11 protein-coding genes and 1 tRNA gene are annotated in these 14,578 nt (G+C 61.1%); 4 read left to right on the forward strand and 8 right to left on the reverse strand.

Annotation, left to right across the window (positions count from 1 at the left end; all coding sequences use genetic code 11):
- Positions 1-12 precede the first annotated feature (12 nt).
- Positions 13-1,128 carry a D-alanyl-D-alanine carboxypeptidase family protein gene (locus tag ACZ5FP_RS00500; protein ID WP_464661555.1) on the reverse strand — a complete coding sequence of 372 codons (1,116 nt, stop codon included), beginning with the start codon at positions 1,126-1,128 and terminating at the stop codon, positions 13-15.
- A gap of 179 nt (positions 1,129-1,307) precedes the next feature.
- Between ACZ5FP_RS00500 and ACZ5FP_RS00505 the strand changes: the two genes are divergently transcribed.
- On the forward strand, positions 1,308-2,477 hold the full coding sequence (locus tag ACZ5FP_RS00505; RefSeq protein ID WP_426136435.1) for a M20 aminoacylase family protein: 1,170 nt from the start codon (positions 1,308-1,310) through the stop codon (positions 2,475-2,477).
- A gap of 89 nt (positions 2,478-2,566) precedes the next feature.
- Positions 2,567-2,643 (forward strand) — tRNA-Arg (locus tag ACZ5FP_RS00510).
- 15 nt (positions 2,644-2,658) lie between these two features.
- Here ACZ5FP_RS00510 and ACZ5FP_RS00515 read toward each other — a convergent pair.
- The 5 genes from ACZ5FP_RS00515 to ACZ5FP_RS00535 are packed head-to-tail and all read right to left on the reverse strand — an operon-like array spanning position 2,659 to position 8,638.
- Positions 2,659-3,807 carry a glycosyltransferase family 4 protein gene (locus tag ACZ5FP_RS00515; RefSeq protein WP_464661556.1) on the reverse strand — a complete coding sequence of 383 codons (1,149 nt, stop codon included), beginning with the start codon at positions 3,805-3,807 and terminating at the stop codon, positions 2,659-2,661.
- Positions 3,807-5,048: a glycosyltransferase family 4 protein gene (locus ACZ5FP_RS00520; RefSeq protein WP_464661557.1), complete on the reverse strand. Its 1,242-nt coding sequence runs from the start codon at positions 5,046-5,048 to the stop codon at positions 3,807-3,809. The genes ACZ5FP_RS00515 and ACZ5FP_RS00520 overlap by 1 nt, the downstream gene beginning before the upstream one ends.
- Positions 5,045-5,821 carry a polysaccharide deacetylase family protein gene (locus ACZ5FP_RS00525; RefSeq protein WP_464661558.1) on the reverse strand — a complete coding sequence of 259 codons (777 nt, stop codon included), beginning with the start codon at positions 5,819-5,821 and terminating at the stop codon, positions 5,045-5,047. The genes ACZ5FP_RS00520 and ACZ5FP_RS00525 overlap by 4 nt, the downstream gene beginning before the upstream one ends.
- Positions 5,814-7,142, reverse strand: coding sequence for an O-antigen ligase family protein (locus tag ACZ5FP_RS00530; RefSeq protein ID WP_464661559.1), 1,329 nt, complete (start codon positions 7,140-7,142; stop codon positions 5,814-5,816). The genes ACZ5FP_RS00525 and ACZ5FP_RS00530 overlap by 8 nt, the downstream gene beginning before the upstream one ends.
- 17 nt (positions 7,143-7,159) lie before the next feature.
- Entirely contained in the window at positions 7,160-8,638 is a 1,479-nt protein-coding gene (locus tag ACZ5FP_RS00535; RefSeq protein ID WP_464661560.1) for a GumC family protein, read from the reverse strand.
- Between the two features lie 158 nt (positions 8,639-8,796).
- Between ACZ5FP_RS00535 and ACZ5FP_RS00540 the strand changes: the two genes are divergently transcribed.
- Positions 8,797-10,104 carry a lipopolysaccharide biosynthesis protein gene (locus ACZ5FP_RS00540; RefSeq protein ID WP_464661561.1) on the forward strand — a complete coding sequence of 436 codons (1,308 nt, stop codon included), beginning with the start codon at positions 8,797-8,799 and terminating at the stop codon, positions 10,102-10,104.
- A 140-nt stretch (positions 10,105-10,244) separates the two neighbouring features.
- Complete coding sequence (locus tag ACZ5FP_RS00545; protein WP_464661562.1) at positions 10,245-11,318, forward strand: GNAT family N-acetyltransferase; 1,074 nt, start codon at positions 10,245-10,247, stop codon at positions 11,316-11,318.
- On the opposite strand, the gene ACZ5FP_RS00550 is transcribed toward ACZ5FP_RS00545, so the two are convergent.
- Together ACZ5FP_RS00550 and ACZ5FP_RS00555 are read right to left on the reverse strand one after the other, a co-directional pair.
- Positions 11,315-13,492 carry a glycoside hydrolase gene (locus ACZ5FP_RS00550; protein ID WP_464661563.1) on the reverse strand — a complete coding sequence of 726 codons (2,178 nt, stop codon included), beginning with the start codon at positions 13,490-13,492 and terminating at the stop codon, positions 11,315-11,317. The genes ACZ5FP_RS00545 and ACZ5FP_RS00550 overlap by 4 nt on opposite strands.
- Before the next feature lie 33 nt (positions 13,493-13,525).
- Positions 13,526-14,524 carry a glycosyltransferase family 2 protein gene (locus ACZ5FP_RS00555; RefSeq protein ID WP_464661564.1) on the reverse strand — a complete coding sequence of 333 codons (999 nt, stop codon included), beginning with the start codon at positions 14,522-14,524 and terminating at the stop codon, positions 13,526-13,528.
- Positions 14,525-14,578: the final 54 nt, after the last annotated feature.

Here is a 14,578-nt window from a genome sequence, read left to right on the forward strand (position 1 = left end):
TATCTTGCTGCGTTAATTCACTGTTTTTGCCGTGTTGGCCGCATCGGTGATCGATGCACGGTCGGGCCGCGGAACCGGGATCGGGATGCGGCTCATGTCCTTGCCCTTCGCAATGGTCTTGGAAGGAAGCAAGGCAACGAGTTCCGCCTGCGGTTCATGATCCATCCGGTACATATAGGGCGAACCCTCGATGATATGCCCCTCGACGTCCTTGCCATCCCAGCTGTCGGAGGCGGCGGCCTCCTTGGAGCAGACGGTCGGGCGCATGTTGACGGCGACATCGCGCGTGGCCGGGCCGTAGGGCTGCAGGGCCTCCAGCGTCTTGCCGGTTCCGCGCGTCTCAAACCCCTTTGCCAGCAGCTCGGCCGCCTTCGTCGCGCGCCCCTGCTGTTTCAACTCACCCAGAACCACGGTGATGATGTTGCGGCCATCACGGGTGGCCGAGCCGACCAGATTGAAACCGGACGGGCAGACAAAACCGGTCTTCATGCCGTTCGCGCCCTGGAACCGGCCGATCAGTGCATTGAAATTGGCCTGGATCTTGTTGCCGGAATCAATCGCCTCAATATCGAAATAGTGCATGTATTGCGGGAATTCGCGCCGCATCTGCACCGTCAGGATCGCCAGGTCGCGCGCCGTCGTATAGTGATCGTCCGAATGCAGGCCGTTGGGATTGACGAAATGCGAGCCGTACATGCCCAGACGCTTGGCTTCGGCATTCATCAGCACGGCGAATTTTTCCGATGAGCCGCCGAGCGTCTCGCCGACAGCCATCGCCACATCATTGGCCGATTTGACCATGAGGATCTTGAACGCGTTATCCAGCGTGAGCTGCGCGCCGGGCTTGTAGCCCATTTTGCTCGGCGGCTCCTTTGCCGCACGTGCCGTCATCTTGATCGGCGTGTCCAGGGTGATCTGCCCCGATTCGATCATGCGGAAGGCCACATAGGCGGTCACCAGCTTGGTGAGGGACGCCGGATACCAGCGCTGGAACGCATCTTCCTGCGACAAAACCTCGCCGGTACCGACATCGACGGTGATGTTCGGGCCCGCAAGTGCCGCTGTTGCCAGGCCTGCGGTGGTTGACACCACGCAGCCCGAGAGAAAGAGTGCTACAGTTTTCCGCATTCCAGATATCCAGCCTGTCTGTATAAAGAACCAGGGAAATGGCCTTGTGATTTCATTGCCGGGCTTCCCGCCGGGTCGCAATGGCCTTATCTATCCTATGTGGCAGGCAAAAGGCAAAACACCTTTGAACTGTTCACTGAATTGTCAGATGTAGTCCGCACGTTTGGAGTTTCAACACTATGCCCTTGCTTAATCGCGCCATCGAAATGCAGGAAGAAGTCTCCCGGTGGCGGCGCCATCTGCACGAGAATCCGGAACTGATGTTCGATGTCCACGAGACCGCGAAATTTGTCGCCGACAAGCTGCGCAGCTTCGGCGTCGACGAGGTTGCCACCGGCATCGGCCGGACCGGCGTTGTCGGCATCATTCGCGGACGCCACGGCGAAGGACAGACGGTTGGCTTGCGTTCCGACATGGATGCGCTCCCCCTCAATGAAATCACCGGCAAGCCCTATGCATCGAAAAACGCCGGCAAGATGCATGCCTGCGGCCATGACGGCCATACGGCCATGCTGCTCGGGGCGGCACAGTATCTCGCCGAAACGCGCAACTTCAAGGGCTCGGTCGCGGTGATCTTCCAGCCGGCGGAGGAAGGCGGCGGCGGCGGCCGCGAGATGGTCAAGGAGGGCATGATGGAGCGCTTCGCCATCTCCGAAGTCTACGGCATGCACAATACGCCCGGCCTGCCCGTCGGCCAGTTCGCCATCCGCAAGGGGCCGATCATGGCCGCAACGGATGAATTCAACATCACCATTGAGGGCCGCGGCGGCCATGCGGCCCAGCCGCACCGCACGATCGATCCGGTGGTGATCGGCGCCCAGCTGGTCAACGCGCTGCAGACCATCGTTTCGCGCGGCACCGATCCGCTGGATTCGGTCGTTCTGTCCGTGACAAAATTCCATGCGGGCGATGCACACAATATCATCCCGCAGAAGGCCGAGCTCGCCGGCACGGTGCGCACCCTGCGCTCCGAAATGCGCGACTTTGCCGAGAAGCGCCTGCGCGAAGTGGCCGAGGGCGTGGCGACGGCTCTCGGCGCTGTCGCCAGGGTGGACTACGACCGCAACTACCCCGTCACCTTCAATCACGACCAGGAGACGGAATTTGCCGCGCGCACGGCGCAGAGCGTGGCTGGCAGCAAGGCGGTCAATCTGGAGGTCGCCCCGATGATGGCAGGGGAAGATTTCTCCTATATGCTGGAAGCGCGCCCCGGTGCCTTCATGTTCATCGGCAATGGCGAGAGCGCCTCGCTGCACAATCCGGCCTATGATTTCAATGACGATGTCATTCCGCACGGCATCAGCTACTGGGTGCAGCTGGCCGAAAGCGCCCTTCCCGCCGCATCCTGACATTTTGAGACACGGCTCCTGAAGATGCGTGCATTTCGCGCATCTTCAGACTTGGCGTCGCGGCAGAAAAACAGTATGTCTGGCCGCATGGTCCCGTAGCTCAGTAGGATAGAGCGACAGATTCCTAATCTGTAGGCCACTGGTTCGAATCCAGTCGGGATCACCACCCTTTCCTAAGAGATCAGGGCGTTTTGCGCTTCAAAACCGTGCCGTAAACGCCGAGCGTCTGGTCCGCGATGTTCAGCCAGCCATATTGTTCTGCCACAAGAGCGCCCTGTTCCGCCGCTTTGCGGGAATCGAACGGCACGGCGAGTTTTGACCGCATGGCCGCGGCCAGTTGCTCAATATCACCAAGCGGGAAATAGTCCTGCTCGGGCAGGCCGATTGCAAGGTTGGCCGTGATGTCGCTGGCAAGCACCGGCAGCCCGGCACCCATAGCCTCGAGCAAGGCAATCGGCATGCCTTCGTGGCTGGAAGGCAGCACGAACAACCCCGCATTCTCGTAGAGGATGGAGAGATCGTCGCCCGTCTGCATACCGGCGAGAACCACGCCAGGAACATCAGCGGCAAGCTTTTCAACGTCCTGCGAATAATGCGCCATGTATTCGGCCGATCCCACCAGAACCAGCTTGACCGTGGGATCGGCCAGTTTGGCAAAGGCCGCGATCAGATCGTGCTGGCGTTTTTCCGGCACGATGCGCGCAACCAGCATGATGTAGCGCCGCGACGTGAGCCCGAGTTTCCCGAGAATGCCCGTATCCGTCTGGCTCCGGCGGACCGTCACGCCGTTCGGCACATAGTGCACCGGCACGCCGTAACGGCTTTCCATTGTCCGCGCGATGTCGTTGGACACGGCAATGCGCCCGCGCGCAAAGCGCATGCCGGCCTTCTCGCCCAGTTTCAGCATGAGCTTGGCAAGGCCGCCCCATTTCTGCCGGTCATAATCATAGCCGTGATGGGTAACGATAACCGTCAGGCCGAAGAGGCGGGCCAGTGGCGTCATCAGCGCCGGGCCGATGGCATGGATGTGCAGAATATCCGGACGATGATAGGCGGCAAACAGCACGCCGAGCGCCGTATGGGCGATCGCCTCGAATTTCACCGAACCGGGCGACCACAGCGGATGCACCTTCACCCGTTTCCACGTATAGGGATCGGGCGTCAGCAGGTACCGCCTGCGGCCGAGAACCGTGACATCCCAGCCCTTGTCGACAAAATGCCGGCTGAGTTCCTCGACATGCTTTTCCACACCGCCCTGCACCTCGGGGATGCCGCGCAGGCCGAGCATCATCACCGTGGGTTGCTTTGCTGCACCGCGTCCGTCAGCCATCAGGATACTCCAAGCGTGGCGTAGAGATCGACCATGCGGTCGCGATAGGCCGCTGCCGAGAAGTCGCGGGCGATCCACTCGCGGCCATTCATGCCCATGCGCGAACGGGCGGCGGCGGTCATGTCCGCCATGGCACCGATGGCACGCGCCAGGTCATCCGCATCGCCGGCAATGGCGGTCATGCCCGTTTTGCCCTCGCGGATCATTTCCGGAATGCCGCCGATGGCCGCGCCGATGACCGGCCGGCCGAGCGCATAGGCTTCCAAAATGCTGACGGGAGCGTTTTCATACCATTCGGAGGGCAGGATCAGTGCCTTGGCTTCGCCGATCAGGCGGCGCAGATTGCCGCCCGAGACATATCCGGCGAACGTGACATCCGCACCCAGCTCCGCAACGAGGGCCTTGAGCATGGCCTCGTCCGGGCCGGTTCCGGCAATCACCAGCCGCTGTTTTGCCTGCGCCGCAGCGCGGATCAGGGTAACCAGCCCCTTCTCCGGCGCGAGACGCCCGGCAAAGACGAAATAGTCGCCTTCGTTCCAGCCGGTGGCGAATTCCTGCGTATCGACAAAATTCGGGATATAGACCAGCTGTTCCGCCGGCCAACCCCATTCGATCAGTTTTTCACGATAGAACCGGCTCGGTACAACGAACCTGTCCACCTTGTTCCGGTAAAGCCCCAGCCCGCGATGCACGATGGTCTCCAGGAACACCAGGCCGCTAAGGACGAGCGAGCCCTTGATGCAGCGGTGCCGCACGACATTATAGATCCGGCCGCCGCGGCACTCCTCGCAGACATGGCCGTCAACCAGCATCTTGTAGGCGGGACAGGCCAGCTTCAGGTCATGCACGGTCATCACGGTCGGAATGCCCGCCTTTTTCAGCGTGGCAAAGATCGAGGGCGAGAGGTGATGATAGACATTGTGCGCGTGGGCGATATCGGGCCGGGCCTGCTCGATCAGCGCTTCGATGCTGCGCTGCGCTTCGAAGGAATAGATGATCTTGCCGGCCTGGGCGACTTTGGTCAAAAGGCTGCTTTCCCGCCCGTATTCGATTTCGGAGACAAAATGCTCCGACCAGGCAGAGGCATCATTGTCCGGATGCTGCATGGCAAAGGGAATGACCTCCCAGCCAATCTCGGCAAAGAGCTGCATGTGCTCGAGGAATATCGCTTCGGCGCCGCCGCGCCGATAGAAATAATTGTTGATCGCGAGCAGGCGCTTCGACGGCGTGGAGACGTTCACGACGGATGCCTCCCCGCGCCGAATTGTTCCAGCGCATCCCGCACCGGCAGGACCGTGCATCCCAGCGCCAGCGTATGGGCGACGAGGCGTTCGAACGTCTCCGCCGTGCACCCGAAATCCGTCGGCTGCGGCGCGATATCGTGGGTGAAAAAGATGAGCCAGCCGGGCTCCGCGATCAGACGATCGATCCAATGGGTCAGGCCGCGCGCATGGCTTTCCGGCTGCCGGATTTCCACGCCCCAGAGAAAGGCCGGATTGACGGCGCCGCGATTGATGCGCTCGCCGCCGGCACGGCAGGTTTCGAAACGGCTGCCGAAAATGCCGCGCCCCCAGAACGAACCGGCATTGTAGGGATAGGCGAAATTGCGACGCCCCTCCTGCGGCGCAACACTGTCGAGATAGGCCTTGTTCCGCTGCAGATCCGCGGCAAGCCGCCGGTTGCCCATATGAGACACCTTCGTGTGGGAGAAGGTATGGCAGCCGATCTCATGACCCTGCTGCGCCAGGGCCCGGCATCCCTCGCGGGAAATCAGCGTGCGCCCGGGTTCGATCTGTCCTTCCAGCGACCCGGCGATATAAAACGTGCCGCGCACGCCATGGCCTTCCAATATCCGTGCGCCGTTGGTCAGCGCCGTGTCAGGCACATCATCGAAGGTGAAGGACACGACCGGTCGCGATACGGGTATGTGCAGGCGCGGTCCGGGCATCCGGCGCATCAGCCTGTCGGTGATGCGGTCCGACCAATAGTCCAGTTTTTTCAGAATGTCAGACATGGGCGACCGTCAATCTACCTTGTGAAGGTGTTGGGCTGACAATGCTGGCATTTGCTTGCAGGCGCAGGCCGAACACGGCGAAGAGGAATGCGAACCATAACGGGCTGCCGCTCTGGAAGAACATGCTTTCCACACAGGCTGTGTAGATCCCGTACAGCCAGACGCGAACAAAAAGCCGTGTGAGGGCGGGATTGTTGGCTGCTTTATCCGCCCTGCCTATGTCGCGCAGCGGCAGAAAAAGCAACCATATAAGCGTGAGAACCAGCCCCGGTATCCCGGTTGTCAAAAGCGTGTCGAGATAGCCGTTGTGGCCGTTATAGGCGGCAACGGCCCACGTCTCGACATTGCCGCCGCTGTAGACCAGTTCCTCGGTTTGCCAGAACGACTGGAATCCATAACCGGTAAAGGGCTTTTGGGCGATGGCGGAAAAGGCGAAACGCCAGATGTCCGTCCGGTTGGTAAAGGTGGCATCGATGCCGGCAGCGGTGATGAGGGATCGTATCGGTTCGAACACCGCCGCTCCCACGGCAAGAATGTTGAACACTGCAATCCCGGCAATGCCGATCAGCGCCCGCGTCCACTTCCAGCGCTCGAATATCCAGGCAAGAATGAGAACACCCGGCAATGCGGCGGTGGATGTCTTGCCGCCGGTGTGCAACAGAAACACCACCGAGAGGACAATGATGGCAATGCCCGCCAGTCTCTGGCCTGCGCTATGGACGAACAGTCCGAAGAACACTGCCATCACCATGACGGCGGCCGCGACGTTCTTGTGGGGAAATTGACCGCGCCAGAAACCCGCATTCATCGGCTCGCGGATTTCCGATGCCTGGTGAATGGCCCGTGTGGGAAGGGCGATGACGCCAAAATAGGCAAAGCCCAGCATGATGAGCGTCGCCAGGCCAAGCAGCCTGCCAAAATGCCGGTCGGACTGCGGCAGCAGCAGGAAGACGCTGGCGTTCACGCAAACCAGAATGGCAAGGACGATGCGTTTGAGGGCGATATCGGGATGCGCGGAGAGCGCGGAGACCAGAATGAACCAGGCGAACAGCAGGACGAGCAGCCCGCGCGGCTGCATGATCGTCCGGCGCATGGGGCTGCTCAACCCGAAGGCGATCAATCCTGCCGAGAGAACCAGTGTGACAAGCTGATTGACCACGTTGGAGTTTCCAGCGCTCGGATCGACCGAAGCCGCGCCCGTCAGATCGACATAGGGCGTGGTGGTGATCCAGAAAAACAGGAAAATCGCCACGAACAGCAATGCGCCGACACCACCCGCTGCAGAGGTCGTGGGCGCAGTTCTGGTTTCGATTGTTCCCATAAAAGAACGTATCCTGCTTAACTGTTCTTCGCCTTGCGCTCGGCGCGCATGACCCCAAGCAGGCCGGTGGCGATGGCAAGGCAGGCGCCCAGGCCCAATCCGGCAAATGTTCCGCCGGCGGCAAGCAACGCCGTGCGCGGCGGCCAGCTGCGGCGCAGGGGCGGTATGGCGGACGAGATCACCCGGATATTGGTGCTGTTGAGCTGCTGGCGCTCCGTCGTTTCACCGGCGCGCGTCAGGAAAGTCTGGTAGATGGCGATTTTCGTCGCCATGTCGCGTTCCAGATCGTTCAGCCGCACCTGTGCATCATTGTCCATGGAAACGGAGGAGCGCGCGCTTGCCGCCTGCTGCTTGAGCGCATCGACCACGGATTTCGCCTGGTCCAGATCGACCTGCGCCGCCCGCAGGATGCGCCCGGTTTCCTGCGATATCTGCTGTTCCAGGCCGCCGAGCTGCGACCGGGCGCGGATCAGTCCGGGATAACGCGGCCCGTAGGTGATCGACATGGAATCGACCGTCTGCTTGACCGTCGCATATTGGGCGCGCAGGCTGGCGAGCGTGGGCGACTGCAATGTCGCCGACGGGCTCGTCTGATTGGGTGTCGAGGCTGTCAGCTCGTTGTAGCGCGACTGTGCTTCGACCAGCCGGGCATTGGCATCCACCAGCTTCACGTTGATCTGCGCCATGGACTGCGAACTGATCAGCTCCCCGGCGCTGGTCTGGAGACCATGATCGCGCTTGAATTCAGCCACCTTGGCCTCCGCATCGGAAGCGCCCTGCTTCAGCTCCGCCAGGCGGTCGGTCAGGGCTGAGGCCGCGCGTCCGGCACCGTCGGCCTCCGCCTGGGCGACTTCCTCCTGGAAGGCCTTGGCCAGTGCATTGGCAATGCGCACCGCCGTATCGGGATTGTTGGCCCAGGCCGCGATGGTCACCATGTAGGAGCGTTCCTGGCGGCGTGCGGTTATTCTCTCGGACAGGCTGCGCATGGCTGCCAGCGTTTTGTCGGCGACCGCCGGCTTGCTGCCGAACAATGAACCGAGACTGAAGCCCGGACCATCCGTGCCGACAAACTCCGGATCGCTGGCAAGGCCAAGCTCGTTGACGACGCGCCGCAACACATTGCCGGAGGTCAGCACCAGCATTTTGCTTTCAACGTCGAGCAGCTGCGTGTCGCCCTGCTGGTTCTGCACATAGATGTCGTTCGGCAGGACCTGAAGATTGGCCGGCGGCACGAGCAGGTCCGTATAGACGGTATAACGCGGCTTCGCGCCCATCCCGTAACCGATGCCGATCAAGGCGCCAACGACGGCCCCGATCAAAACCCAATACCAGCGGGCAAGCAGCCAGGAAATCAGCGAACTCACATCGATGTGCGGCAGGGAAAAGGCAGCGGCCGGGGCCGGTTTCCGCTCGTCACGCACAGGAGGCTCGACGACAGGTCCCTTGATAGGAGCTGCCGGCTGCAGTTTACCCGTCGCGTCACGCAGTTTGTACATTCAACAATACTCTGTAAGCATCAATCAAACCGTAACGGTTTAACGGTAATGTATATCTAAACGATAGATTGCAAATTTTGGTTAATAAATGGCTATCTCCCTTTGGCCTGCTGAACAATAAAGATGAAAATGCCAGCCCTCCGCCCAGGTCGTAGAACATGAAGAAGTTGAGTGCTGCGGAAATCATCGCTGGACTGCCGCGGCTCCTGCCGATGATCATGTCCTATGCGGCGTCGAGCGGCAGCCTGCTGATCGCCAATGCGGCACAGCTGGTGACGTTCGCCATTCTTGCCCGCTCCTTTGGCGCCGTCGAATTCGGCGTCTTCGTTTCCGTAACGGCGGTGACCAGCATCGCCGTGCATCTGTGCGGCCTCGGCGCCTCTGAATGCCTGGTGCGGCGCGTCGCCCGCGACCATGCCATGTACCCCGTCATGATGGGGCACAACCTGATTCTGACCCTGACAAGCGGCGTCGTGCTGGTGCTGCTCGGCATCGCCATTCTGCCCTTCTGGATGAAGCTTTCGCCCGATCCCACCGAGAATGTCATCGCGATCCTGCTGATCCTCATCACCAACATCATCCTGGTCCGCATCATTCTGCTGACCGAACAGATCTTTATTGGTCATTCGCAGTTTCCCGCGGCCAACCGCTCCGTGGTCGGCTTTGCCTTTGCCCGGACGGCCGCCGCCGCGCTTGCCTGTCTGGTGTTCGGCGTGACCAGCCTGGTTGACTGGGCCATATGGCAATTCACAGCCCATGTGCTGGTCCTGATCGTCTATATGTGGTCATTGCGCAAACTGGGCCGGCCGCAATACCGGATCGTGCGCGAGGAAATCCGCCTCGGCATTCTCTTTGCAACCCCCTTCATCTTCCGCGCCATCCGCCAGAATGTCGATCTTCTCATGCTCGGCATCATGGCCAATCCCGAGGTCGTCGGCAGCTACGGTGTCGTGCGCCGTATCGTTGACAGCAGCTATCTCTCCATCGACGCCATGAACCGGCTGGTTTATCCGGGCCTTGCCCGCCTGAGCATCGATGGCATTCACAACGCGATCGGGCGGACCAAGAAGATATTGCTGGCCGCCTTGGGGATCGGCGTCGGCTCGGCCCTTGCCATCTTCATCATTGCCCCGTTCCTGCCCATTCTCTTCGGCCGGGAATATGTGTCATTGGTCTCGTTCTGCCGGATTTTGAGCGGAACGGTGGTCTTTCTTGCCATCTGGTCGGTGGCAATCGATGCGCTTGGGGCGGCGGGATATCACGGTCCCCGGGCGGCAATTCTCAACACCGCCAATGCGGTTGGCGCGGGACTGATTGCCTGGGCCACCTGGGTCGCGCCGCCGCTCGGAACATTCGTCTCGATATATGTCATCGAGATCGCCATCATGATCGCCGCATGGCTGGTCCTGCTTCGTCTGGCGCGCAACAGCCGTGTCGCTGCACAGGAAAGATCGTTTACCACGTAGAACATCTTGCCGTCAGAATTGAAGAATCGCGCCCTGGTTGCATTGACTATATGCTTCGAACATCGAGATAGTGCAGACTCTTAGTCGGGATATACGTCTGCATGGGGATGGAGATGAAGCGGGGAAGACAGATACGTCCGATGACTGTGGACGATATTCCTCAGGTCGGACGCCTATTCTATAAAACGTTCCGCAACCGGGCCAGCAATTCAAGCAACGCCTTCAACGATTATTTCCAACAGCTGTTTTTCGGCAGCCCGATCTACCAGCAGCAATATGGCAGCATCGTTCACGAGACTTCGGCAGGGCACATCAGCAGCGTCGTTTCGGCCGTGCCGATGCAATACATGGTCGACGGCGGGATCATAACGGCGCGTCTTCTCTGCGCTTTCATGACGGACCCCGACATGCCCTGCCATGGCGCGGCCGAGCTCGCGCTGACCATGCGGCCGCGCAATCAGGATCTTTGTTTCACCGACAGCGCCTCCCCCGCCAGCGCCGGGGCGTTCAAGGCGGCACGCGCCGCCCTGTTGCCGGTCCACGGGCTGGACTGGTGCCGGGTTTTCCAGCCGGCCGGTTTTTTTGCCCGGTCGGCGGCCAGCCGGTCAACCCTTGGCCGCCATGCCGCCCGGCTGCCGATAGCACGGCCGGTCGACCATATCATCAGACGGATGATACCGGGGCTGCATGTCGAGCCGGGCGCGGGAATGCATGACGAAGACATGGCGCCGGAGCTGTTTGTGGCAACCGTCCAGGACTTTCTCTCCGACTATCCGGTCCGTCCTGTCTGGTCGGGGCCGGAGCTGAACTGGATTCTGGATGTCGCCAGACTGAATGCAAGCCTCGGAGATCTCAACATCCGCTCGGTCTGGGATCAGAATGCCGAGCTGATCGGCTGTTTTGTCTATTTCGGACGCCCCGGAATGATTGCCCAGGTGATGAACATATTTTCCCAGAAGGGCAAGGATGCGCTCGTGATCAACCGGATGATGTATCATCTGGAACAGGCCGGGCTTGTGGCGGCCCGCGGCCATGTGCAGCCCCGGCAACTCGACGCATTGTCCCGGCAAAGGGCAATGTATTACAAGCATCGCGCCCATACCTGCGTCAGCACGCGTCATGCCGGCGTCCTCAACGCCATCGACCGCAATGACATGTATATTGGCGGACTGGCCGGTGAATCGTGGAGCCGGCTCGTATCGGACTTCTTCTAGAACTCTTGCCGTTCAATAAGGAAATAGGTGGTGGGTCCCTCCGGTCCGTCGTTGGAAAGCCGCGTTGCGACCGCGCCGCTTCCCCGGGCAATCGCAGGCCGCACCCGGCCATCCAGCCCCACCGGCGAGACGGTCCAGCGTCCTTTCCCGGGCAGGGAGAAATCGACGCTTCCCACCTTGACGCGGGCGGGCAGGCGGCCGAAATCGGCGATGATCCGTTCTTCTCCATCCGAAAAGCGCATGGCGGTGTTCTGGGCATCGGTCGCGTAGATGACCAGCAGGCGGCGGCTGCTGCCAACCGGCCGGTCATCCAGCGCTGAAACGGCAAACAGGCCCTTGCCCGTGGCATTGCCGACGGTCAGGTTGGCGAGCGTGACCGTATCGGCAAGGTCGGCGAAGGCAATGGCTTCGGTTCGCCCGGTTTTCACTGTCATGCGCAGCTTGTTCTGGTCCAGGCTGATCTCATTCGTGTCGCTCTCAAAGATACCCTTGCCGGCATCCGTGCTGTTTTCGGGCGCAAGCAGCCTGCTGTCGCGCATGGCAGCGATGAGTTTGCTACCCGACGCGGGGTCGCGGGGCGATGCCGCTACCAGACCGTGGGCTGGTGCCGATGGCGCATCCTTCTGCAACCCGATTGCCGCAAGCAGGGCGAGCGTCGTCAATGCGTCGGGTTCCCGCTCATACATGTTCTGCGTCAAATCCTCCATTCCCCGGATGCGGAAGGGGATGGAAACCGGCGAGCCCTGCACATCGCCGCGCCTGAACAGCAGGGCCGCCAGCGTTTCGCCCGCACGCGCAACCGGATCGAGCGCAATGGCATAGGGCAGCATCTGGCGTTTATGGGCAAAATCCTCGCCATAGGCCAGCACGATGGGCCCATGCCCATGGCGGCACAGCACATCCCAATTCTGCAATGCCGCGTAGGCGGGCATGACAATGCCCGCCTCGTAACGATAATGGCTCCAGAAGAGGTGATCATATTCCGTGACGATAAAGGGGCGGTTCAACCAACGCGCCGCCGCCATCATCCGCATGTAAGCCGCCCCGTCGGCGATCGAGCTCTTCTGACCGAGCGAACTGCCCGGCTCGTAGCCCCCGACCCAATCCTGATAGGTGTTCATCGACACCGCCTGCTGCCCTGCCCGTGTCAGGCTTGTCTGGACACTCGGCCAGTTGTTGTAGGGCGCCACCACGCCCCGGTAGCCGAGATCGCGCAGCGCTGCCGTCATCCGTTCGGCGGAACGCGTTTCCACATCGACGAAGAAGGCCTGCAGGTCGCGCATGCGCGGCGTCTTTTCATAACGATTGGCCGGCAGGCCGACCGTTGCGTCCTCCAGCCGCTCGCCAGCCTCGACCGCGCCCCATGCACGGGAAAGCGCTGCCGTCGAGGCATACCGTTTTTGCAACCAGGCATTGAATGGAGGTTGTAGAAGCCGTGAATATTGCGGCTGGCCATCGCGCTGATGCAGGATGCTGTCAAACTCGATGCTGTTTTCGTTGAACGGGATGATCGCCACCAGAGCCGGATCGCGGATCGGCGCGATTCCCGTATAGGGATTGACCGTTGCCAGCACCAGCTGCTGGAATTTCAGCCAGTGCTGAAAAGTCTTTTCATCGATCTGCACCTCGAGCTTCATGTCGCCGGTAAGATTCCAGCGATCGTCATATCCGCCATAGGCGCCGCGGGTGGAACTCAGACCGTCCATCATCCAGTAAATGCCGTTGCGCTTCAACGCCGCCATCAGATAGCGGAAACGGTCCATGGTTTCCGGATCGAAATCGAAATCGGCGGCACGGCCGAACATCAGCGCCGCATCGACAAAATGAAAGCGCGCGATGTTGTAGCCATGCATTTTCAGTTGGCGGGCATAGCGGTCAGCCCCGTCATGGTCGGGAAAGCCACCTGAGGCCGGGCTCCAGCCCAGCGATGCGCACAGGAACCGCACGGGGCTCGTCTCCGCATCCGCACGGGCCAGCCGGCCGTCTCCATTGATGACGATCCGGCTCTGCTCGCTGATCGGCGGATTGGGCAGCAGCGTGGAAAAATCGAGAGGACTGCCGCTTTGCAGCTCGAGCGACACCTCCCGGACCGGCGACCAGACATCGCCCGCCCTCGCCGCGCCCGCGACGAGCAGGAAACCGAGAGCGAAGGCGGCCAATCTCGTCGTGGACATGATGTGGTGCAATCCTGTGTCTTTGAGGGCAGCCTAGTGGTCCTTGGAGACGACCTTACTCTCGATCCAGTCATCCGGCTGGCGGCGGGGATGGAAAAAGCCGAGCGGCAGGGCGGCGGCATGGAAACACCAGGCAACAACGGCATAGACGCCCAGCGACAGGCTGCGCTGTTTCAGGCTCATCGCGGCAACGACGAGAACGATCAAAGCAGCATCGATCAATAGGGCCGTCTTCTTGTCGGGCAGGAAAACCAGAAGCCCGATCATCGCCAGCCACCACAGATAGACGCCGGCCCACAGGCGAAGTTCCGGCAGTTCGTGCACCAGCTTGTTCCAATGCGGGCGGCCAAGCGCGGCACGCAGCAATTCGCCGACGCCCCGCAGATATTTCGACCGCCAGCGCCGCACCAGCAGCGTGTAGGCATTGATGGAGTGGCCGAAATGCGCGACGAAACGGCGGTCAAGCCGGTGCAGTTCCCATCCGAGCGACCGCAGGCGCACACCCAGGTCGAATTCCTCATAGCCGTGCAGATTGCGGTCGGAGAAATAGCCGGCCTCAGCGATGGCGGCGCGGCGGTAAAGGCCGCCGCCATTCATGCGGTCGATCGATCCCGTCCGGTTTTCCGGCGACACCCGGCGCACCCGGCGGGTGAATTCGAGATTGTCGACGTTCATTTCCACCACATGTCCCGTCACCCCGGCAACCCGGGGATTGGCCTCGAGAAACGCAATGGCCGCAGCGAGGAAATCCTTGTCGAGCAGCATGTCGCCATCCATGAGGCAGACAAGATCGTGATGACTGTACTGGAAGCCCAATTGCGGGCCGATGCCACAGCTGGGCTTGGCCGGATTGACGATCTGCGCCACGGTCACCGGATAGCGCATGGCGATTTCGACCGTCCGGTCGGTGGACCCGCTATCGGCTACGATGACTTCGACCGTGCCGCCCGGCAAGGCCTCCAGCGCGCTTTCAATCGCCGCTGCGATGCGCTTTTCTTCGTTCAGCGTTTTCATGATAATCGAAACGGTCATCAATCAAGTCCTGCCCCAGTCTGGAAACCGCTACACTGCACCGCCATCCCGCAA

The sequence above is a fragment of the Phyllobacterium sp. T2-21 genome, assembly GCF_055378485.1.